The organism is Amycolatopsis sp. NPDC089917, from assembly GCF_040684635.1.
In the GTDB taxonomy this organism is placed as follows: Bacteria; Actinomycetota; Actinomycetes; order Mycobacteriales; family Pseudonocardiaceae; genus Amycolatopsis.
The window spans coordinates 1-21,204 of the sequence record NZ_JBFBGL010000031.1 but is presented as its reverse complement, the minus strand read 5'-3'; the positions used below and the strand labels follow the sequence as shown (position 1 = coordinate 21,204).

General features: G+C 69.7%; 20 protein-coding genes. 13 read left to right on the top strand and 7 right to left on the bottom strand.

Translation table 11 applies throughout. The features are described 5' to 3' along the window. Positions 1 to 2: 2 nt before the first annotated feature. Positions 3 to 866, top strand: a complete 864-nt coding sequence (locus AB0N89_RS22730) for an NUDIX domain-containing protein (protein ID WP_364207468.1) — start codon at positions 3 to 5, stop codon at positions 864 to 866. Here AB0N89_RS22730 and AB0N89_RS22725 read toward each other — a convergent pair. From AB0N89_RS22725 to AB0N89_RS22715, 3 genes are read right to left on the bottom strand one after another with little or no spacing between them, the layout of a single operon-like run. After that, entirely contained in the window at positions 863 to 2,005 is a 1,143-nt protein-coding gene (locus AB0N89_RS22725; protein ID WP_364207466.1) for a glutamate--cysteine ligase, read from the bottom strand. The two genes, AB0N89_RS22730 and AB0N89_RS22725, sit on opposite strands and share 4 nt — an antisense overlap. Positions 2,006 to 2,025: 20 nt before the next feature. After that, positions 2,026 to 2,526: a hypothetical protein gene (locus AB0N89_RS22720; protein ID WP_364207464.1), complete on the bottom strand. Its 501-nt coding sequence runs from the start codon at positions 2,524 to 2,526 to the stop codon at positions 2,026 to 2,028. Then, complete coding sequence (locus tag AB0N89_RS22715) at positions 2,523 to 3,293, bottom strand: alpha/beta fold hydrolase (protein WP_364207462.1); 771 nt, start codon at positions 3,291 to 3,293, stop codon at positions 2,523 to 2,525. Before AB0N89_RS22715 ends, AB0N89_RS22720 begins: the two co-directional genes overlap by 4 nt. A 214-nt stretch (positions 3,294 to 3,507) precedes the next feature. On the opposite strand from AB0N89_RS22715, the gene AB0N89_RS22710 reads away from it, so the two are divergent. Together AB0N89_RS22710 and AB0N89_RS22705 are read left to right on the top strand one after the other, a co-directional pair. After that, complete coding sequence (locus AB0N89_RS22710) at positions 3,508 to 4,269, top strand: lysophospholipid acyltransferase family protein (protein ID WP_364207460.1); 762 nt, start codon at positions 3,508 to 3,510, stop codon at positions 4,267 to 4,269. A gap of 20 nt (positions 4,270 to 4,289) precedes the next feature. Further along, a complete protein-coding gene (locus tag AB0N89_RS22705) occupies positions 4,290 to 4,775 on the top strand; it encodes a polyadenylate-specific 3'-exoribonuclease AS (protein WP_016332795.1) in 486 nt (161 codons plus the stop codon). A gap of 94 nt (positions 4,776 to 4,869) precedes the next feature. Here the strand turns inward: AB0N89_RS22705 and AB0N89_RS22700 are convergent, their stop codons facing one another. Then, positions 4,870 to 5,946: a 3-deoxy-7-phosphoheptulonate synthase gene (locus AB0N89_RS22700; RefSeq protein WP_364207458.1), complete on the bottom strand. Its 1,077-nt coding sequence runs from the start codon at positions 5,944 to 5,946 to the stop codon at positions 4,870 to 4,872. A gap of 284 nt (positions 5,947 to 6,230) precedes the next feature. On the opposite strand from AB0N89_RS22700, the gene AB0N89_RS22695 reads away from it, so the two are divergent. Both AB0N89_RS22695 and AB0N89_RS22690 read left to right on the top strand, forming a co-directional pair. Continuing rightward, positions 6,231 to 7,256 carry a 6-phosphofructokinase gene (locus tag AB0N89_RS22695; protein WP_005164556.1) on the top strand — a complete coding sequence of 342 codons (1,026 nt, stop codon included), beginning with the start codon at positions 6,231 to 6,233 and terminating at the stop codon, positions 7,254 to 7,256. A gap of 133 nt (positions 7,257 to 7,389) precedes the next feature. Further along, positions 7,390 to 8,907, top strand: a complete 1,518-nt coding sequence (locus AB0N89_RS22690) for an amidohydrolase family protein (RefSeq protein WP_364207455.1) — start codon at positions 7,390 to 7,392, stop codon at positions 8,905 to 8,907. On the opposite strand, the gene AB0N89_RS22685 is transcribed toward AB0N89_RS22690, so the two are convergent. From AB0N89_RS22685 to AB0N89_RS22675, 3 genes are all read right to left on the bottom strand, one after another. Then, positions 8,904 to 9,341: a VOC family protein gene (locus AB0N89_RS22685; protein ID WP_364207453.1), complete on the bottom strand. Its 438-nt coding sequence runs from the start codon at positions 9,339 to 9,341 to the stop codon at positions 8,904 to 8,906. The two genes, AB0N89_RS22690 and AB0N89_RS22685, sit on opposite strands and share 4 nt — an antisense overlap. 86 nt (positions 9,342 to 9,427) lie before the next feature. Beyond that, positions 9,428 to 10,870, bottom strand: a complete 1,443-nt coding sequence (locus tag AB0N89_RS22680) for an aromatic amino acid ammonia-lyase (RefSeq protein ID WP_364207451.1) — start codon at positions 10,868 to 10,870, stop codon at positions 9,428 to 9,430. Between the two features lie 126 nt (positions 10,871 to 10,996). Beyond that, entirely contained in the window at positions 10,997 to 11,305 is a 309-nt protein-coding gene (locus AB0N89_RS22675; protein ID WP_005164545.1) for a metalloregulator ArsR/SmtB family transcription factor, read from the bottom strand. Positions 11,306 to 11,469: 164 nt separating this feature from the next. Between AB0N89_RS22675 and AB0N89_RS22670 the strand changes: the two genes are divergently transcribed. The 8 genes from AB0N89_RS22670 to AB0N89_RS22635 all read left to right on the top strand — a co-directional run bounded on the left by AB0N89_RS22670 (position 11,470) and on the right by AB0N89_RS22635 (position 21,141). Beyond that, the gene (locus AB0N89_RS22670) at positions 11,470 to 12,690 is read left to right on the top strand and encodes a glycoside hydrolase family 18 protein (protein WP_364207449.1); all 1,221 of its coding nucleotides are present in this window, start codon (positions 11,470 to 11,472) and stop codon (positions 12,688 to 12,690) included. A 91-nt stretch (positions 12,691 to 12,781) separates the two neighbouring features. Further along, positions 12,782 to 13,447, top strand: a complete 666-nt coding sequence (locus tag AB0N89_RS22665) for a DUF2461 domain-containing protein (RefSeq protein ID WP_364207447.1) — start codon at positions 12,782 to 12,784, stop codon at positions 13,445 to 13,447. A 110-nt stretch (positions 13,448 to 13,557) separates the two neighbouring features. Beyond that, positions 13,558 to 14,982 (top strand): pyruvate kinase, encoded by a 1,425-nt coding sequence (pyk, locus tag AB0N89_RS22660; protein ID WP_007033718.1) that lies wholly within the window; start codon positions 13,558 to 13,560, stop codon positions 14,980 to 14,982. A 230-nt stretch (positions 14,983 to 15,212) separates the two neighbouring features. Beyond that, positions 15,213 to 16,112, top strand: a complete 900-nt coding sequence (locus AB0N89_RS22655; RefSeq protein ID WP_364207445.1) for an acyl-CoA thioesterase II — start codon at positions 15,213 to 15,215, stop codon at positions 16,110 to 16,112. A gap of 455 nt (positions 16,113 to 16,567) precedes the next feature. Continuing rightward, positions 16,568 to 17,452 (top strand): helix-turn-helix transcriptional regulator, encoded by an 885-nt coding sequence (locus AB0N89_RS22650; protein WP_364207443.1) that lies wholly within the window; start codon positions 16,568 to 16,570, stop codon positions 17,450 to 17,452. A 15-nt stretch (positions 17,453 to 17,467) separates the two neighbouring features. Then, positions 17,468 to 17,677, top strand: a complete 210-nt coding sequence (locus AB0N89_RS22645; RefSeq protein WP_364207441.1) for a DUF397 domain-containing protein — start codon at positions 17,468 to 17,470, stop codon at positions 17,675 to 17,677. Between the two features lie 161 nt (positions 17,678 to 17,838). Then, positions 17,839 to 18,051 (top strand): hypothetical protein, encoded by a 213-nt coding sequence (locus AB0N89_RS22640; RefSeq protein WP_364207439.1) that lies wholly within the window; start codon positions 17,839 to 17,841, stop codon positions 18,049 to 18,051. Positions 18,052 to 18,114: 63 nt separating this feature from the next. Further along, entirely contained in the window at positions 18,115 to 21,141 is a 3,027-nt protein-coding gene (locus AB0N89_RS22635) for an AAA family ATPase (RefSeq protein ID WP_364207437.1), read from the top strand. The last annotated feature ends 63 nt before the right edge of the window (positions 21,142 to 21,204 follow it).

Here is a 21,204-nt window from a genome sequence, read left to right as displayed (position 1 = left end):
GCGTGACCCGGGAAGACGGCAACGGCTTCGTGAGGTGCGACCACGGGCATCTTCACTGGGGCTTGAACGGCGCCGCCGGGTTGCTGCTGTCCGATCCCGCGCGCGGTGTCCTGCTGCAACGCCGGGCGTGGTGGGTCCATCATGGACGCACCTGGGCGCTGCCCGGGGGAGCCGTCGAGGCTGGGGAGAGCGCGCGCGAGGCCGCCACCCGCGAGGCGCACGAAGAGGCCGACATCCCGCCGGCCCGGGTCCGCCCGCTGTCGGCGTCGCACGTCGACCACGGGAACTGGCGCTACACCACGATCCTGGCCGCGCCGATCGGCACGCTCGCGGCCAGGGTGAAGAACGCGGAGAGCGCCGAACTGCGCTGGGTCCACGCGGGACAGGTCGCGGATTTCCGGTTGCACCGGGATTTCGCGGTGGCGTGGCCGGGATTGAGGGAACACTTGGATCGCAGGCTGGTACTGGTGGTCGACGGCGCGAACGTCGTCGGATCGCGCCCGGACGGCTGGTGGCGGGACCGGCGCGGCGCCGCGGAACGGCTGCGGGACAAGCTCGCGGCCCTGGCCGAGACCGGGTTCACCGATCCGGCGCTCCCCGGCGGCGACGGGTGGTCGTGGTGGCCGAAGATCGTGCTGGTCGTGGAGGGCAAGGCGCGGGGAGTCGAGACGGTGCCCGGCGTCGACGTCGTCGAGGCGGACGGTGAAGGCGACGACAAGATCGTCGCCGTCGCACGGGAAGCCCGTGCCGAAGGGCCGGACGACCACGTCGTCGTGGTGACGGCCGATCGCGAACTGCGGTCCCGCGTCGAGGCCGTGGGCGCTTCCGCCTTCGGCCCCGGCACCCTCCTGGAGCACCTCGGCTAGGCGCGCGGGATCGTCCCTTCCCGCATCTCCGCGATGAGCGAAGCGACGACGGCGCGCAAACTGCCGTTGTACGCCTTCGCCACCGCGCGCTGACGCAGGTAGCTGGGCCCGTACCGCAGGATCGTCTCGACCGAGCGCAGCTCGTCGGCGCAGTCCAGGCGCCGGGCCACCGGTTCGAGCCGGTTCAGCAGGTCGTAGGTGTCGTCGGTGACGAGCCGTTCGTTGCCCGCCGCGTCGAGGATGACGATCGCGTCGACGCCGTAGCGCGCCGCGCGCCACTTGTTCTCCTGGACGTGCCACGGCGGCAGCGTCGGCAGGATCTCGCCGTCGTCGAGGCGGCCGCTGAAGTCGTCGACCAGGCATTGGGTCAGCGCGGAGATCGCGCCGACCTCCTCCAGCGTCGGCAGCCCGTCGCACACGCGCATCTCGATCGTCCCGAAATGCGGGGCGGGCCGGACGTCCCAGCGGATCTCGGAGAAGTGGTCGATCACGCCCGTGGTGAACATGTCGTCGACGTAGCTCTCCAGCTCCTCCCACTTCCCGAACTGGAACGGCAGCCCGGCCGTCGGCAGCTGCTGGAACATCAGCGCGCGGTTCGACGCGTACCCGGTGTCCTCCGCGCCCCAGTACGGCGAAGACGCCGAAAGCGCTTGCAGATGCGGCGCGTAGTTGAGCAGCGCGTCCAGGATCGGCAGAGCCTTGTCGCGGTGATCGAGACCGACGTGCACGTGGACGCCGTAGATCAGCATCTGCCGTCCCCACCACTGGGTCCGGTCGATGAGCTTGGCGTAGCGCTCCTTGTCGGTGACCTTCTGCTGGTACCACGTCGAAAACGGGTGCGACCCGGCCGAGAACAGCTCCACGCCCAGCGGGTCGAGCACCGAGTGCACGGTGTCGAGCGAGGTGTTCAGATCGGCCTTGACCTCGGCGATCGTGTCGCAGATCCCGCTGATCACCTCGATGGTGTTGAGCAGCAGCTCCTGCTTGATCTTCGGGTGCTCCTCCTCGCCGTCGGGGCGGACGGCGTCGAGCACCTTCTCCGCGACGGACGAGAGCTCACCGGTCCGCCGGTCGACGAGGGCGAGTTCCCATTCCGCGCCGACCGTCGACCGGCGCGAGGGAGTGAAGTCGATCTTCATGGTCGGAATTGTCCGGCAGTTCAGACCTGGGCGCCGTTGTGCGGATCCGCGCCGGGCGGCGGCCCCTGGCGCACCCGCAGCAGGAGCAGCGCTATCGCGGTCGCGAGGGCGAGGATGCCGAGCGGCGTGCCGAGCCGCGTGCCCATCCCGATCAGGGTGGGCGCGATCAGGAGCAGCAGGCCGAGCAGGAAGAACAGCAGGACGACGAACGCGCCCTTGCGCGGACGCGGCAGGGGAGGAGGCTCGGGCGGCACGAAGTGGCCCTCGTCTTCGCCCGACGCCGGGTCGTCCTCGAAGAGCGTCTTGTCCCAGCTGGTGCCGCCGCCTCGCCAGCCCGGATCGGTCTCGGCTTCCGGCGCCTCGGGGCCGGGTGCCTTTTCCACAGGTTTTTCCGCGGTCTTCCCGGCCGGTTTCTCCAGGTCTTCATCGGGGAACAGACCGACGCCCTCCGCACGGAGGTCGGCCACGATCTCGGCGAACGTCGCGTCGACGTCCTCCGGCCCGTCCTTGCCTCTGTTCATCCGGCGTCCACCTGTCCCGCCCGGCGCACGGACCGGGCGAAGTCCACCGTACGCGTGAAGATCAGGCCTGCGTCGTGGTCTTGGGTGGCGACGTGGAAACTGTTCTCCAGCACCACCTCGGTGACGTCCTCGCTGCCGATCCCGTCGAGGATCACCTGCGAGTTGACCGGTTCCACGATGTGGTCGACGGCCGAGTGCAGCAGGAGCACGGGCTGGGTCACCTTGGCCAGATCCGCGCGGGTGAGCTTCCACAGCTTCGCCAGGCTCGCCGCCGCGCGCACGGGCGTCCGCGAGTAGGCCAGCTCCGTCACGCCCGGCTTCGCGATGTCGTTGGCCACGCCCGGCACCGAAGGCAGGATCCGCGACAGCACGGGCAGCAGTTTGGCGTCCCGGCGGAGTGTCAGGACCGACGGGTTCACCAGCACGATCCCGGCGATCCGGTCGCCGAACTCCTCGGCGAGCCGCAGCGTCAGCGTCCCGCCCATCGACATCCCGGCGACGAACACCGAGTCGCAGGTCGAGAAGAGCGCCAGAAGCTCCTCGCGGACCGCGCCGTACCAGTCCTCCCAGCCTGTCCGGTTCATTTCCTGCCACCGGGTCCCGTGCCCGGGGAGCAGCGGGCAGCGGACGGTGTAACCGGCCTCGGCCAGGTGGTCGCCCCAGGGCCGCATACTCGCGGGGGTGCCGGTGAATCCGTGGCACAGCAGGAACCCTGCTTCGGTCGAACCGGTGTGAGCGAACGGTTCCGCGCCGGCGAGGACGGCCATGCGATCGCCTTCCGTGAGAGCTGGGTAGGTCTACTATGTTCGCACGACCGGAGCGGCTTGTGGCCCCCCGGCCACTGCCCGAATCGGGCCGGATCGGGTGTGAGATCCGTCGCTGGGTGCGGGTAACCGGGTGGACTTCGTTGTGCCGGGGGTGCGCGGTTCGTAGTCTTGACCATCGGGCACAGGGGTTGAGCTGCTAGGAGGAGTTTTCGCAGTGCTGTACTGGCTCATGAAACACGTGTTTATCGGGCCACTGCTCAAGGCGCTGTGGCCCACCAAAGTCGTCGGCGCGGAGAACATCCCCGCCGAAGGCGGTGTGATCCTCGCGGGCAACCACCTGGCTGTGGCGGACTCCTTCTTCATGCCGTTGCGGGTCAAGCGCAAGGTGACCTTCCCGGCCAAATCGGAGTACTTCACCGAAAAGGGCCTCAAGGGCCGGCTGAAGAAGTGGTTCTTCACCGGCGTCGGCCAGATCCCGATCGACCGCTCCGGCGGCAACGCGGCGCAGGCCGCGCTCGACACGGCGACCCGGCTGGTCCGCGAAGGCCACCTCCTCGGCATCTACCCCGAGGGCACCCGCTCCCCGGACGGCCGCCTGTACAAGGGCAAGACCGGCGTCGCGCGGATCGCGCTCGAATCCGGCGGCCTCGTGGTCCCGGTCGCCATGATCGGCACCGACAAGGTCAACCCCATCGGCTCGAAGATGTGGTGGCCGCGCCGCCTCGAGATCCGCTTCGGCAAGCCGCTCGACTTCTCGCGCTACGAGGGCCTCGCCGGCGACCGCTTCATCGAGCGGTCCATCACCGACGAGATCATGTACGCGCTCATGGAGCTCTCCGGCCAGGAGTACGTCGACATCTACGCCGCCAAGGCGAAGGAGCTGCTCGCCGCCGACGAGGCGGGGCTCCGCCCGAAGGTGCCCGCGCAGCCCTCCGCCCAGGACGTCGCCCGTATCCCGGACACGAAGGTCGGCTGACGCCCCACTAGGGTTCTCCGGTGCGCTTTTTCTACGACACCGAATTCATTGAGGACGGCGTGACCATCGATCTGGTGTCGATCGGTGTCGTGGACGAAAGAGGCCGCGAGTTCTACGCGGTCTCGACCGATTTCGATCCCGGCAAGGCCGGCCCCTGGGTCCGCGACAACGTGCTCCCGAAACTCCCGTCGCCCGCCGACCCGGCGTGGCGCAGCCGCGAGAAGATCCGCACGGATCTGCTCGAGTTCTTCGGCAAGCCGCCCGGCGGGATCGAGCTGTGGGCCTGGTTCGCCGCCTACGACCACGTCGCGCTGGCGCAGCTGTGGGGGCCGATGCCCGCGCTGCCGCGCCAGCTGCCGCGCTTCACCCGTGACCTGCGGCAACGGTGGGAGGACGCGGGCAAGCCGAAGCTGCCGTCGGCCCCGGACGACCAGCACGACGCTCTGGCCGACGCGCGGCACAACTACCAGCGTTGGCAGATCATCGAGTCCTACTGGCACCGGTAGGCCGCTCGGTCCGGATGTCATGAAAGGGTCGTTCAAGACGTTTTTCGTCCTGAACGACCCTTTCATGACACGCACGCCGCGCGCGGAGGCCAGCTCAGCGGCGTGAGTCGACAGCCTCGGCGAGGGTGTCCAGCAGCTCGGCCGTCGTGTCCCAGTCCAGGCAGGCGTCCGTGATCGACTGCCCGTAGGCCAGCGAAGCGGCCGAGCCCAGCGTCAGGTCCTGACGCCCCGCCACCAGGAAACTCTCCAGCATCAGCCCCGCGATTCCCCGCTCACCGGCACCGATCCGCCCGGCCAGCTCCCGCACCACCGCGGCCTGGCGCACGTGGTCCTTCGCGCTGTTGCCGTGGCTCGCGTCGATGATCACGCGCTCCGGCAGCCCCGACTTCGCCAGCCGCGCCAGCGTGTCGGCCACCGTCGCGGGGTCGTAGTTCGGGCCTGCGGAACTGCCCCGCAGGATCACGTGGCAGTCCTCGTTCCCGGCGGTGGTGATCAGCGCGGCGAGCCCGTCGGGGTTGATGCCGGCGAACACGTGGCTCGCGCCGGCCGCGCGGGTGGCGTCGACGGCGACCTGGACGTCGCCCTCGGTCGAGTTCTTGATGCCCACCGGCATCGACAGCGCGCTGCACAGCTGCCGGTGCACCTGGCTCGCCGCGGTCCGCGCGCCGATGGAACCCCAGGTCACGGTGTCGGAGATGAACTGCGGGGTGATCGGGTCGAGGAATTCGCAGCCGACCGGCAGGCCGAGCGCGGAGATGTCGAGCAGCAGTTTCCGCGCCATCCGGAGGCCGTGGTTGACCTCGTAGGTGCCGTCGAGGCCCGGGTCGTTGATCAGGCCCTTCCAGCCGAGCGTGGTCCGCGGCTTCTCGAAGTAGACCCGCATGACGATGTGCAGGTCGCGGCGGTGTTCTTCGGCCTTGGCGGCGAGGCGGCGGGCGTAGTCGAGCGCGGCGTCCGTGTCGTGCACCGAGCAGGGCCCGACGACGACGAGGAGCCGGTCGTCCCGGCCGTCGAGGATGTCGACGGCCGAGGCCCGCCCGGCTAGGACGGTATCGGCGATTTCCGCCGTCATCGGATGTTCGTGCCGCAGCATCGCGGGCGACAGCAGCGGGTCGATGGCCGCCGTGCGGTGCCCGTCGAGGGCGATGAGGGTGTCAGCGGAGGGAGACATCGCGGGTCTGGTTCCTTTCGAAAGGGATACCGACCCGCGGGAACTCGCCGAGCCGGTGTGATTCCGGCTCGGGGTGGTTGGTCAGCGCAGGTTCACGCCGCCGTGCCCACCCGGGGCCGGCTTCGTAAACCAGAAATAGCGCTGCACGACGCCAAGCTAGCACATCGCCTCACGTGTACCGATTCCCGAGGTGGTCCGCCCTGCACCGATCCAGAGAACTCCCGCTACGCTGGCGGCGGGACATGTGACTGTCATCTCTACGGAACACAAGACGGAGGCTTCTGATGCGTGTCGGTGTGCTGACCGGCGGTGGGGACTGCCCGGGGCTCAACGCGGTGATCCGCGGTGTGGTGCGCAAGGGCATCGAGGTGCACGGCTGGGACATCGTCGGGTTCCGCAACGGCTGGAACGGTCCCCTCACCGGGGACAGCCGCCCGCTCGGCCTGAACGACGTCGAGGACATCCTGACCCGCGGTGGCACGATCCTGCGGTCGTCGCGGACCAACCCGTACAAGGTCGACGGCGGCGTCGACAAGATCAAGGCCGTGCTCGCCGAGCAGCAGGTCGACGCGCTGATCGCGATCGGCGGCGAAGACACCCTGGGCGTCGCGAAGCGGCTCACGGACGACGGCGTCGGCGTCGTCGGGGTGCCCAAGACGATCGACAACGACCTCGGCGCCACCGACTACACCTTCGGTTTCGACACGGCCGTCTCGATCGCCACCGAGGCCATCGACCGGCTGCACACCACGGCCGAGTCGCACCACCGCGCCCTGGTCGTCGAGGTCATGGGACGGCACGCGGGCTGGATCGCGCTGCACTCCGGTCTCGCGGGCGGCGCGAGCGTGATCCTGGTGCCGGAGCGGCACTTCAACGTCGACCAGGTCGTTTCGTGGGTCGAGCGCCGCTTCGAGAAGGAGTTCGCGCCGATCATCGTGGTCGCCGAGGGCGCGCTGCCCGAGGGCGGCGAGGAGAAGCTGCTGACCGGGGAGAAGGACGCCTTCGGGCACGTCCGGCTCGGCGGCATCGGCACCTGGCTGGCCGACGAGATCGCCGCCCGCACCGGCAAGGAGTCCCGTGCGGTCGTGCTCGGGCACGTCCAGCGCGGTGGCACGCCGACCGCGTACGACCGCGTGCTCGCCACCCGGTTCGGCCTCAACGCCGTCGACGCCGTCGCCGACGGCGACTTCGGCGTGATGGTCGCGCTGCGCGGCACGGACATCGTCCGCGTCAAGCTCTCCGAGGCGACCGCCGAACTGAAGACGGTCCCGGCCGAGCGCTACGAAGAGGCCGAAGTCTTCTTCGGCTGAGCGGTGTTTCAGGAGAAGGCCCCTTACTTTGTGCTGAGCTCGGGTAAGGGGCCTTCCCGTTCCTTGCGGCCGCGCCCTCGCGGCGAGTTGAATCGGCCACCCGGGGGATCTTGGGTGGAAGGGCGGGGTTCTCATGGCGGGAACGGGATCCAGCAGGCGTGAGTTCCTGAGATGGCTGGCCGCGAGCGGCACCGGGGTGGCGCTCGCCGGGCTGCTGCCCGGCACGGCCGCGGCGGCCACGGGCGAGATCCTCGTGATCTCCCACGTCACGCTGATCGACGGCACGGGCTCGGCGCCGCGGCGCGACGTCTCGGTCGTGCTCGTCGGTGACCGGATCGCCTGGGTCGGCAACTCCGGCCAGGTCCCGGAAACCGGTGGCGCGCGGGTGATCGACGGCCGCGGCAAGTACCTCATCCCGGGGCTGTGGGACATGCACACCCACGGCGCGGACCTCGAAGAGATCATCCCGCCGCTGCACCTCGCCCACGGCGTCACCGGCGCCCGGGAGATGTGGGGCTACGCGGAGAACCGCGTGACCCGGGACAGGATCGAACGCGGTGAGCTGCTCGGCCCGCGCATCGTGATGGGAAGCGGGATCGTCGACGGGCCGGTCACGCTCCTGGGCCCGCCGGTGCTCCAGGTGTCGAACGCGGCCGAGGCCCGCGCGGCCGTCCGCGCGGAGGCGGCCGCGGGCGCCGAGTTCGTCAAGGTCTACTCCTACCTCGGTCCGGACGCCGTGCGCGCGATCGCGGACGAGGTCCGCGGGCAGGGCCTGCGGTTCTCGGGGCACTGGCCGTACAGGCTGTCCCACCTCGAAACGAGCGACCTGGGCCAGCACAGCTTCGAGCACTTCTTCGGCGTCTCGATCCATTGCTCGTCCCGGCGCGACGAGATCCTCGCCAGGTTGAAGGCGACGCCCTACGACCCGGCGGCGCCGCGTGCCTTCTTCAACCTGGCGCGGCAACTGGAGTTCGAGTCGGTCTCCACGTACAGCCCCGGCGCCGCCTGGAGCTACTTCGGCAGGCTGCGGCGCAACGGCACCTGGCACTCGCCGACGCTCACGATCAACCGGGTCGTCACCCAGCCCGCCGAGACCCACAAGCACGACCCGCGGCTGAAGTACCTGCCCGCCGACATCCGGCAGAGCTGGGTCGTGGGCATCGAGCAGTTCGCGCCGAAGACACCGGCGGAAGTCGTCGTGCAGGAACGGTATTACCAGGAGACGCTGCGGCTGGTCGGCCTCGCGCACGAAGCGGGCGTCGGGATCATCGGCGGCACCGACTGCCTCAACCCGTACACCTTCCCCGGCAGCGGGCTGCACGAGGAACTCGCGCTCCTGGTCGAGGCCGGGCTCTCGCCGGTGCACGCGCTCAAGACCGTCACCGGCGACGCGGCGAAGTTCCTCGGCAGGGAGGCGACGTCGGGCACGATCGCGGCGGGGAAGGAGGCCGACCTCGTGCTGCTGGACGCGAACCCGGCCGCCGACATCCGCAACGTGGCGAAGATCGACCTGGTGATCACCCGCGGCCGCGTCCTCGACAAGACGGCGCGGCGCCGGATGCTCGACGCCGTCGAGACCGCCGCGAACCGGCCCGCGCCACCGGCGAGCGCCCGGGCGCGGTCCCTCGCCCGCCGGGGTTGTTGCTGCTAGCCGAGCTTTTCGGCCAGCTCGATGATGATCCCGTCGGGGCCGCGGAGGTAGCAGAGCAGGTAGCTGCCCTCGAAGTCCACGACCTCGCCCACGAGCGTCGCGCCGTGCGGGCGCACGCGGTCGAGGGTGCCATGGAGGTCGTCGACCTCGAAGGCGAGGTGGCGCAGGCCGCGCGTGTTGGCCGGTGCGTGCGGGTCGCCGGGGTGGGCCTCGGGGGTGAGGTACTGGATGAGTTCGAGCCGCCCGCCACCGCCGGGGACGCTCACCATCGCCAGCTCCGATTTGGCCTCGTCGACCGCGGTGATGCGGTCCGCCAGCTCGTTCTCCATCGTCATCCGGCCTTCAGATTCGAAGCCGAGTTCGACGAAGAACGCGATGGCGGCCGTGAGGTCGCTGACGATGACGCCGACGTGGTCCATCCGCTGGATGCTCATGCTGTGGTCTCCCTCGCTGTGGTGGTTCCGGCTCGGGGACGTCGCCGCTTCGTCTTTCTCGACATCCTCTCGCGAAACGCGAGGGGTCAGACGAGCGCGAGGGTGTCCAAGAGCGACACGGCCCGCGCGATGTCCTCGGTGAGCGGCCGGTCCTCGACGCTCGGGTCGAGCACGGCCGCGGCGGTTTCGTACGCGTCCCGCGCGGGCAGGGCGACGAGCTCGGCCTTCCGCATCCGCAGCGCCCGGACGGCCGCGACCAGTTCGCACGCCAGCACCTGCTGATACGCGGCCCCGGCCGCGGTCGCCGCCCGCGCGGCCTGCGTGGAGAAGCTCGCGTGGTCCTCGATCCCGCGTGAGACGACGGCGGTGCCGAGCGTCGCCGGGAGCGCGGCCTGCCGCAGTTCGGTGAGCGCGTCGTGGGCGACGTACTCCAGGATCATCACGCCCGAACTGCCCGACGGCCCGGCCGCGAGGAACGGCCGCAACCCGGTGAACTCCGGTTCCACCAGGTCACCCAGCCGCGCCACCGACAGTTCGGCGACCTGGTGGACGGTCGCGCGCACCTGGTCGAGCGCGGTCGAGACGTACGCGGTGTGGAAGTGCGCGTGGTGGTAGGCGTCCTGGTGGACCGTCGAGATCATCGGATTTTCGGTGCTGGCGTTGATCTCCACCGCGAGGACGTCGCGCAGGTAGTGGATCGCGTCCAGCGCGGGACCCTGCACCTGCGGGAACGCGCGGAGCCCGAACGGGTCCTGGATGCGCCTGCCCGGTTTGGGCGTGCCCTCCATCCCGAGCAGCCGCCGCATCTCCGCCGCGCACGCGACCTGCCCGGCGTGCGGACGCGCTTCGTGCACCGGGGTCGCGTACGCCTCCGGGTTCCCGTCGAGCGCGATGTACGTCAGCGCCGCGACGACGTGACTCGCCCGCGTGAGGGTGTCGAGCCGCATCGCCGCGAGGGTCGCCTCGGCCAGCGTCGCGGCGTTGCTGCTCATGAACGCGAGCGCGTCACCCGCCCGCACCGGCACCGGCGGCACACTGCCCGAGAGCCACGGCCGTTCGCCGGTGAGGGCGAGCGCGGTCTCGGCGAGCGGCGCCAGGTCGCCGGTGCCGATCGCGCCGAGCCGGTGCACCAGCGGCAGCGCTCCGGTCTTCACCGCGGTGGCCAGCGCTCCGATCAGCTCGGGACTGAGCCCGGCGCGCCCGGCCAGCAGCTGGTTGAGCCGGATCAGCATCATCGCCCTGGTCTGGCCGGGGGACAGGACGTCGCCGCTGCCGCCGGCGTGACTGCGCAGCAGCCGCAGCCCGTGATCCGGCGACTCGCCCTCGCCGACCGGGTCCTCCTTGTTGGCGCCGACGCCGGTGGTGCGGCCGTAGACGATCCGGCGCGTGCTCAGTTCCTCCGCGAGTTTCCACGCGCTTTCCGCGCCACGCAGCGCGGCGATCGAAACGTCAATGCCCAGCGGTCCCTCGGTGTTCGCGGCGGTCACGACGTCCGCGCAGCGCAGGGTCCGGCCGTCCACCCGGATCACGGCGGCCTCCTTTCACGACCGCCCCACTATGACGCCTCAGTCCGCGGGCGGCTGCCAGGGCGGCCGGTTGCCGGTCGGGCAAGGCGGCACCACCGTCCCGCCGGGTGGCGGCTGGTCGTTACCTATTCACTGACTGTCGTCGTCCAGGTGCCGTTCGAGCGCGTCGATCCGGCCTTCCCAGAACCGGCGGTACGGCGCGAGCCAGGCGTCGACCTCCGCGAGCGGTTCCGGGCGGAGCCGGTAGCAGCGGCGCTGGGCCGCGACGCGAACGGTGACCAGACCGGCCTCGCGTAGGACGCGCAGGTGTTTCGATACGGCCGGTTGGCTCAATTCGAGGACCTCGACCAGCTCGTTGACCGACCGTTCGCCGTCCCGCAGGAGGTCGAGGATGGTCCTCCGCCGCGGTTCGGCGAGGATCTCGAAAGTCTGCATCATCCGGGAAATGTGCCCCGTACGGCATATTTCCGTCAAGGAATGTTCGAAAATGTCCATCCGAAAGTCTTGGTCTGAACCATTGACGGAGTGGTCTAGTCCACTTAGCTTGTGCGTGTCCCGCCGCAGTCCTCTCGTCACCGCCGGTGACCGTGAAGGGAGAACGCATGTCCCGTTTGAGCAGGCTCACCGCGATCGTGGGCGCCGCGGCCGTCGCGCTCGGCGCGCTGGCCGTCGCCGCGCCGGCGCAGCAGGCGACCGCCGCACCGGAAGCGCAGGACGCTTCGGTCGGCAAGGTCCTCGGGTACTTCGCCGAATGGGGCGTCTACCAGCGGAACTACCATGTGAAGAACATCGACACGTCGGGTTCGGCGAACAAGCTGACCCATATCAACTACTCCTTCGGCAACGTGACCAACGGCGGTTGCGCACTCGGTGATGCCGAAGCGGCGACCAGCAAGTTCTACGACGCGGCCGGCAGTGTCGACGGTGTCGCCGACACCTGGGACGACGGCGCGCTGCGCGGGAACTTCAACCAGCTGAAGAAGCTCAAGGCCAAGCACCCGAACCTCAAGGTGCTGTGGTCCTTCGGCGGCTGGACCTGGTCCGGCGGCTTCGGAGAGGCGGCGAAGAACCCCGCCAAGTTCGCCGAGTCCTGCTACAACCTGGTCAACGACCCGCGCTGGGCCGGTGTCTTCGACGGCATCGACATCGACTGGGAGTACCCGAACGCCTGCGGTCTCTCCTGCGACACCAGCGGCGCGGCCGCGATCAAGAACCTCGCGCAGGCCCTGCGGGAGAAGTTCGGCTCGAAGCTGGTCACCGCCGCGATCACCGCGGACGGCACCGACGGCGGCAAGATCGACGCCGCGGACTACGGCGCCGCGGCGCAGTACTTCGACTGGTACAACGTCATGACCTACGACTACTTCGGCGCCTGGGCCGCGCAGGGCCCGACGGCCCCGCACTCGCCGCTGAACGACTACGCGGGCATCCCGACCGCCGGTTTCCACTCCGACGCGGCGATCCAGAAGCTCAAGAGCAAGGGCGTCCCGACGAACAAGCTGCTGCTGGGCATCGGCTTCTACGGCCGCGGCTGGACCGGCGTCACCCAGGAGGCCCCGGGCGGCACCGCGACCGGTCCGGCGGTGGGCACCGAGCCGGGCATCCAGGACTACAAGGTCCTGAAGACCACCTGCCCGGCCACCGGCACCGTTGCGGGCACCGCCTACGCCAAGTGCGGCAACGACTGGTGGAGCTACGACACCCCGGCGACCATCGGCGGGAAGGTCGCCTACGCCAAGAATCAGGGTCTCGGCGGCGCCTTCTTCTGGGAGCTGTCCGGTGACACGGCCGACGGTGAGCTGATCACCGCTCTGGCCAAGTAACACCGAAGTACATGAAGGTCCCCTTCCTTGCGCCTAGGTACAGGAAGGGGGCCTTCATGTACTTGTCGGCGGTGAGGATTAACGTCACCGCATGGGTTTCGAGGGTTTCGGCGAGTACGCCATCGACTTCTACGACGGTCTGGAGGCCGACAACTCCAAGTCCTACTGGGACGCGAACCTCGCCACCTACAAGGCCGACGTCCGCGCGCCGATGGAGGCGCTGCTCGCGGAGCTGGTCCCGGAGTTCGGCGACGGCTTCGGCGAGGGGAAGGTCTTCCGCCCGTACCGCGACGTCCGGTTCGCCAAGGACAAGACGCCGTACAAGACCCACTGTGGCGCGGTGATCGAGCAAGGCCGGGGCGGCGGCGCGTACTACGTCGAGGTCGGCCCGGCCGGGCTGCGCGTCGGCGGCGGCTGTTTCCACTTCGAGTCCGATCAACTCGCCCGGTTCCGCCGCGCCATCGACACCGAGGTGCACGGCGCCGAGCTGGGCAAGATCCTCGCGAAGCTTCAGAAGTCCGGCTGGGAGATCAACGGCGATCGGCTCAAGTCCAAGCCGCGCGGGTTCGCGGAGGACCACCCGCGCATCGACCTGTTGAAGTATCGCTCCGTGTACGCCGTCCGGGCTTGGGAGCCCGACGACGTCCTGCACGAACGCGGCTCGCTCGACCGGGTGCGGAAGGCGTGGCGGCAGGTCCGGACGTTCAACGAATGGGCGCGGGACCGCGTCGGGGCGAGCGAGAAGCCGCGCCGATAACCGCCGAAACGAGTTCGCCGGTTGTCCATCTCCCAGGTCAACTGACACTTTTCTTGAACTTTCGGTATCGGTAAAGACGTAGCACCGAAGAGGGACTACGCTGTGCGAACGTGAGCCGACGCGCGAAGATCGTTTGTACCCTGGGCCCCGCGACCGCTACGCCGGAGAAGATGCGGCAACTCGTCGACGCCGGGATGGACGTCGCGAGGATGAACTTCAGCCACGGGACGCACAGCGACCACAAGCAGGTCTACGACCTCATCCGCACCGCCGCCGCCGAATCCGGCCGCGCGGTGGGCATCCTCGCCGACCTCCAGGGCCCGAAGATCCGTCTCGGCACCTTCGCGGGCGGACCGGTCGAGTGGCACAACGGCGACATCGTGCGCATCACCGTCGAGGACGTCGCGGGCACGCACGACCGCGTCTCGACCACCTACAAGGGACTCGCCGACGACGCGAAGCCCGGCGACCGTCTCCTGGTGGACGACGGCAAGGTCGGCCTCGTCGTCAAGCAGGTCGAGGGCCCGGACGTCGTCTGCGAGGTCACCGAAGGCGGCCCCGTCAGCAACAACAAGGGCGTCTCCCTGCCGGGCATGGACGTCTCCGTGCCGGCGCTGTCCGAAAAGGACATCGAAGACCTCGAGTTCGCGCTCGAACTCGGCGTGGACTTCATCGCGCTGTCGTTCGTCCGCTCGCCCGCCGACATCGACCTGGTCCACCAGGTGATGGACCGCGTCGGCAAGGGCCGCCTCCCGGTCGTCGCGAAGATCGAGAAGCCCGAAGCGGTCTACAACCTCGAAGCGATCGTGCTGGCCTTCGACGCGGTGATGATCGCCCGCGGCGACCTGGGCGTCGAGCTCCCGCTGGAGCAGGTCCCGCTGGTGCAGAAGCGCACCATCCAGATCGCCCGCGAGAACGCGAAGCCGGTCATCGTCGCGACGCAGATGCTCGAGTCGATGATCAACAGCTCCCGCCCGACCCGCGCGGAGGCCTCGGACGTCGCCAACGCGGTGCTCGACGGCGCGGACGCCCTCATGCTTTCGGGCGAGACCAGCGTCGGCCGCTACGCCATCGACGTGGTCAAGACCATGGGCCGGATCATCGAGGCCGTCGAGACCGATTCGCCGGTCGTGCCGCCGCTGTCGCACGTCCCGCGCACCAAGCGCGGCGTCATCTCCTACGCGGCCCGCGACATCGGTGAGCGGCTGAACGCCAAGGCCCTGGTCGCCTTCACCCAGTCCGGTGACACCGTCCGGCGGCTCGCGCGGCTGCACACGCGGCTGCCGCTGCTGGCGTTCACCCCGGAGGAGAGCGTCCGCAGCCAGCTCGCGATGACCTGGGGCACCACGACGCGGATCGTGCCGAAGGTGGGCTCCACCGACCAGATGATCCAGCAGGTCGACCACGCGATGCTCGAAATGGGCAAGTACGCCAAGGGTGACCTGGTGGTCATCGTCGCCGGCTCCCCGCCCGGGACCGTGGGGTCGACCAACCTCATCCGGGTGCACCGCCTCGGCGAGGACGACCACGCCTGACCCTGGTCTTTGAGCGCAAGTCCGTGAAGGCCTCCTTGAGGGACCCAGAGTCCCTCAAGGAGGCCTTCACGGACTTCGGGAACGTCTGCTGGCGTCGCACCGGTCGCTGACGCCGTGTCCAGGGGTGAAGGGGCCGTTCATGGCGACCGACGTGTCCCGAAGGTGGCCTTCGCGACAAACGTCCCGCCTCGCGGAGGCCCGAGACACCCTGACGGCCTAAAGTTCAGGTCATGACTGAGATGGCCAGGGAAGCCGCGGCCGGGTTCGACAATACCGGCGGCGTCGGCGGTCAGCCGGTGCTCGACAAGCTGGTCGCGCTGCTGGACTTGGAGAAGATCGAGGAGAACATCTTCCGCGGTGTCTCACCGGCGCATTCGCCGGTGCGGGTGTTCGGCGGGCAGGTCGCGGGGCAGGCGCTGGTCGCCGCCGGACGCACCGTCCCCGAGGAGCGGAAGGTCCACTCGCTGCACGCGTACTTCATCCGCGGCGGCGACCCCAGCGTCCCGATCGTCTACGAGGTCGACCGCATCCGCGACGGCCGCTCGTTCACCACCCGCCGCGTCGTCGGCATCCAGCACGGCAAGGCGATCTTCTCGCTGTCCGCGTCGTTCCAGAAGGACGAGGGCGGCATCGAGCACTCCGAGGGCAGGCCGGACGTCCCCGACCCCGAGTCGCTTCCCACGCTGCAGGAGCGGGCCGAGGGCTACTTCATCGGCCATCACGACCGGCCGCGCCCGATCGACCTGCGCTACGTCAACGACCCGCCGTGGGTGACCCGGAAGTCCGGCGACCTCCCCGCCCGCAACCAGGTCTGGATGCGGGCCGACGGCAAACTCCCGGACCAGCAGCTGCTGCACGTCTGCGTCCTGACCTACGCCTCCGACATGACGCTCCTGGACTCGGTCCTCGCGCGCCACGGCGTCTACTGGGACCTCGACAAGGTGATCGGCGCGAGCCTCGACCACGCGCTCTGGTTCCACCGCCCGTTCCGGGCCGACGAATGGTTCCTCTACGACAGCGGATCGCCGACGGCGTCGGGCGCCCGCGGGCTGGCCACCGGGCGGTTCTTCGCCGCGGACGGAACGCACATCGCCACCGTCGTGCAGGAAGGCCTTCTCCGAGTGGTGTGAACGGTGACGTTCCGCATCCGAGAACCGTCTCGTCCACCCTTTAGAGGGAATGGCAAAATGCAATAACATCTGGGATCAGAGCATTGTGGAATGATCGGGAATAAAGGGAGGGCCGGAACCGATCGGGGGACGGCTCCGGCCCTGCACCGGGGGTGAATCCGGCTCGACGGGTATCCTCTCGGAAGCCCATCGGTGCAGCTCGCGGCCCCGCGCCCGTGCCGCGAGCGGATCCGCCACCGCCGATGAAGGCGGGCGTACCGCGTTGCACAATGCTCAACCTACAACGGCAATCTGCAAATTGCAGGATGAAAATCGGACGTGTCGGAAAATGGTCGTGTGACCATCTCACCGAATGTGTCCCGGGCTGGTTAGATGTGCTTCGGCGGGTTACTGAACACTGTTCTCCTCGCCGCGTCGTGATCGGTGTTGCTCGGACAGCTTGTGGAGGTGCCGTGATGACGAGGGGTCAAGGACCCACCGTGCGCCGCCGACGGCTGGCGAGCGAGCTGAGGCGGTTGCGCGAGGCGGCCGACCTCACCATCGACGAGGTGAGCGAGAAACTCGAATGCTCGGCGTCGAAGGTCAGCCGCATCGAGACCGGGCACGTGGGGGTCACGCCGCGCGACGCGCGCGACATGCTGGAGCTGTACGGCATCGCGGGCGACGAGCAGGAAGCGCTCGTCCAGCTGGCCAGGGAAGCCCGCAAACGCGGCTGGTGGCACGCGTATAACGAGGTGTTCACCGGCACGTTCGTCGGCCTGGAGGCGGACGCGAGTTCGCTGCGGGCCTTCCAGGCGCTGCTGGTGCCGGGTCTCCTGCAGACCGAGCGTTACGCCAGGGCCGTGATCAGGGCGATGCGGCCCGACGCCGAGGAAGCCGAGGTCCGGCGCCGGGTCGCGGCGCGGATGGCGCGGCAGGAACTGCTGACCGACCCTTCGCCGCCCGAGTACTGGGCCGTCATGGACGAGGCGGTCCTGCATCGCACGGTCGACGGCGCCGAGGTGATGGCGGAACAGCTGTACCGGATGGTCACGATGGCCGCGAGGGCGAACGTGACCATCCAGATCGTGCCGTTCGGCGCGGGTGCCCATCCCGGGATGGAGGGTCCGTTCCTCATCATGGGCTTCCCCGAACTGGCCGACACCGACGTGGTCTACGTCGACAGCACCTCCAGCGGTCTCTACCTGGAGGAACCCCCGGACGTCCGGCGATACGCGTTGATGTTCGACCATCTCCGTGCCGCCGCGTTGAAACCGGACGACTCGGTCGAGGTGATCGCCGAGGCCGCCGGCAGGTTCGCCGAACAGGCGGCCCTGCCGGAGAAAGTCCCCGGAAACTAGTAAGGAGTGGGGAGCATGACGCCCAACGATGATCTTTCCCAGGCCCGGTGGTTCAAGAGCAGCCACAGCGGCGGCGGCAACGACTGCGTCGAGGCCGCCTTCACCGGTTCCGGAGCTGCCCTGAGGGACTCGAAGGACCCTGAGGGAGGTGCCTTCCGCCTGTCGCCGCAGGCTTGGCGCGGGCTGCTCGGTGCGGTGCGCCCGAGTGGCCCGGCTCACGACTAAGGACCCTGAAACTCGACCCCTTACGCCTCCCGAGCAGGGGATGGGCCGGCGTAAGGGGTCGAATCACGTCCGGGTGTAGGCGATCACCCGATGCCTCTGGGCACCCCTCAGGACGAATCTGATCACTACCAAACAAGGCAGTGAGTTCCTAAGGGGAAATGATGAACACGAACGACGCTCTGCTCACCGGTGTACTGGCCGAGGTCGAGTACCGCCGCGAGGAGCTGCAGCGAGCCGGACGCAGCGTCTGGGTCGACAAGGCCCGCCGCGCGGGCAGGCGGATCCGCGCCCAGCGCACCGCCGTCCAGGTGCCCGCCCAGCAGCGCCGCGAGGCCGGACAGGTGCCCGCCCGCAGCGGCGAGATCACCCGGTAGAGGTCGAGTGCGATGAAGCTCTCGGCGAAAACCCAGGCGAAGTTGTCGGTCCGGTAGGCAAGAATGCACCTCGTGCCCCGTCTTGGCTCCGGTATCCCGATCGTCGCCCGCACTCAGGAGATGCGGCAGCTCCGCGCCGCCTTCGCCCGTGCAGAACGGGCCGAGGCCGGCGCGGTGCTGCTCTCCGGCGACGCCGGGGTCGGCAAGACCCGCCTCCTGACCGCGCTCGGCGAGATCACCGCCGGCGCGGGCGCCCTGGTGCTGACAGGGCGCTGTATCGACGTCCATGAGGGCGGTCTTCCTTATCTTCCGTTCGCCGAGGCCCTCGCGCCGCTGGCGACGACGTCAGATCCCGTGGTCGCCGCCGCGGTCCGGGCCCGGCCGGCGCTGGGCAGGCTGCTCCCGCAGATGCAGCAGGCGGAGGAATACCCCGCCATCGAAGACGGTCAGCTCACCGCGAGCGAACAGGTGTCGACGCAACGGCTCGGGCCCGAACAGGACCTCGGCCAGCTCCAGCTGTTCGACGCGGTACTGGGGGTGCTGACCGTCATCGCTCAGCGCCGGCCGGTGGTCATCCTGCTGGAGGACCTGCACTGGGCCGACGGCTCCACCCGGAACCTGCTGTCCTTCCTGCTGACGAGGCTGCGCACCCAGCGGCTGCTGGTGGTGGCGAGCTATCGCGAGGAGGACGTCCACCGGCGGCATCCGCTGCGGGCGCTGCTGTCCGAGGTGGTGCGGCTGGGCGCGGTCGAACGCGTCGAGGTCAAGCCGTTCGGCGCCGAGGACGCGCGCGCGTTCGTCGAGGCCTTGGCCGACGAACCGATCGGCCAGGACATGATCGCCGACATCGTCGCCCGGTCCGAGGGCAATCCGTTCTTCGTCGAGGAGCTGCTCGCGTCCGCGAAGGACTGCCGCGAGCTTCCCGCCGGGCTGGCCGAGGTGCTTCTCGCCCGCGTCGAGCAGCTTTCGCCGATCACCCGCCGGATCCTGCGCGTGGTCTCGGTCGCCAAGGACTCGGTCGCGCACGCCGCGCTCGCCGAGATCTCCGGGCTGGACGAGCTCGAACTCGACGAGGCGCTGCGCGAGGCGGTGCAGCATCACGTCCTGGTGATCGAGAACGGTTTCTACACCTTCCGCCACGCGCTGCTGCAGGAAGCGGTCTACGGGGATCTGCTGCCGGGGGAGCGCGTGCGCATGCACGCCGCCTACGCGACGCGGATCCGCACCCGGACGCAGGGCCGGGGCCAGGACGCGCGGCTCGCGCACCACAGCCTGGAGAGCAAGGACTTCGTCACCGCGCTGGCCGCGTTGCTGCGCGCGATGGACGAGGCGGAGAAGCTGGGCGCGCCCGGCGCCGCGCTGCGGCACGTCGAGCAGGCACTGTCCATCTGGGACGCCGTACCCGCGGCCGACCGGCCGTCGGACGTCGACGAACTCCGGCTGCTGCACGAGGCTTCGTACTTCGCGAGCACGTCGGGGGAGCCGGAGCGGGCGGTCGCCTATTCGCGATCCGCGACCGAGGCCCTCGGCCAGGACACGGGCAACGAGCGGTCCGCCAAGGTCTGGCGGCGGCACGCGGAGGCACTGCTTTCGGTCGATGGCACGCTGGACGAGGTCGTCGAGGCGATCGACAAGGCCTGGGAGCTGGTCGAACACACCGAGGCGAGTTCCGCGCGGGCCTGGGTGCTGGCCACCCGGGCGGGGATCCTGCGCCTGATCGACAGGCACGAAGAGGCGCTGCAGTGCGCGCTGGCCGCGGTCGCCGACGCCAGGGCCGTCGGCGCGGGCGGGGCGGAAGCGGCCGCGCTGGTCTCGCTCGGGACGCTGGCCGATTCGGCGGGCGACGTCGAGGAGGCGCGGGAGAGGCTGCGCCAGGCCGAGCGGAAGGCCAGGGATTCCGGCGCCCTCAACGGTGAGCTGCGGGCGTTGCACTTCCTCGGGCTGAGCTACGACGACAGGGCCGAGATCCACTCCGCGCTGAAGTACTACGCCAAGGGCATCAGCCGGGCCAAGGAGACCGGGCTGACCTGGAGTTCGTTCGGGATCGAGCTGCGGACCAAGCACCTCATGCTGCGGTACGTCAGCGGGGACTGGCCGGAAGACGACGACGCGGGCCGGGCGGCCCGTGGTGTCTCCAGCGTCGTGGCCGGGCGGTTCCTGGGGATCTGGGCGCAGTTCGTCGTCGGCTGGGGCCGGTTCGCGGACGCGGACAAGATCCTGCCCAGCCTGCGTCAGCATTGGAAGGCCGACTACTCGATCGCGCTCGCGTCGGCGGACGCCGCCATCCAGCTCGCCTCGTGGCGAGGGGACCACGCGGGCGCGGTGCGCCAGGCGATCGAGCTGATCGACTGGCTCGAAGAAATCGAACCCGCGGTGCTCGGCGGCATCCGGATCAGCGTGCTCGGACTCGCGGCCGCCGTCGCGCAGGCCGCCGCGGCCCGGGTTCGCGGGGATCTGGCGACCGTCGAGGCCGCCGTGGCGTCGGGCGAGAAGCTGCTCGCCCACGGACGCCATTGCGCCGAACACGGCATCCCGCGTTCGGTGTCGCTGGGGCCGGAGGCGGTGGCGTGGCTCGCCCGGCTGGAGGCGCTCGGCAGCTGCCTGCACGGCGCGGGCGATCCGGCGTTGTGGGCCAAGGCGGTCGAGGCGTTCGGGTACGGCGCGGTGTACGAGCAGGCCATGTGCCGCTTGCAGCACGCGAAGGCTCTGCTGGCTTCCGATGGCGACACGGAGCTGGCCGCGTCGGAACTGCTGGCCGCGCACGCGGTGGCCGATCGGCTGAACGCGTGCCCGTTGCGCGAGGCCGTCCGGGAACTCGGTCACCGGGCGCGCGTAGAGCTTCCCGGGGAGCCCGCGGCGCCGCGCCGTGACGTCGTCGACCCGCTCACCGACCGCGAACGGGACGTGCTGGAGCGCGTCGCGCTGGGCCGGACCAACCGGCAGGTCGGCGAAGAGCTGTATATCAGCGAGAAGACGGTGAGCGTCCATCTTTCGCGCGTGATGGCGAAACTCGGTGCGAGCCGCCGGGCCGAGGCGGTCGCGATCGCCTACGACCGGGGCCTCCTGGCCGCGCCCACCTCGTCCTCGTGAGTGGTGAGTGTCGTTCTAACCCAAACAGCCCTCAGCGCCCCCGGTATGCGCCCCGCGGATGGG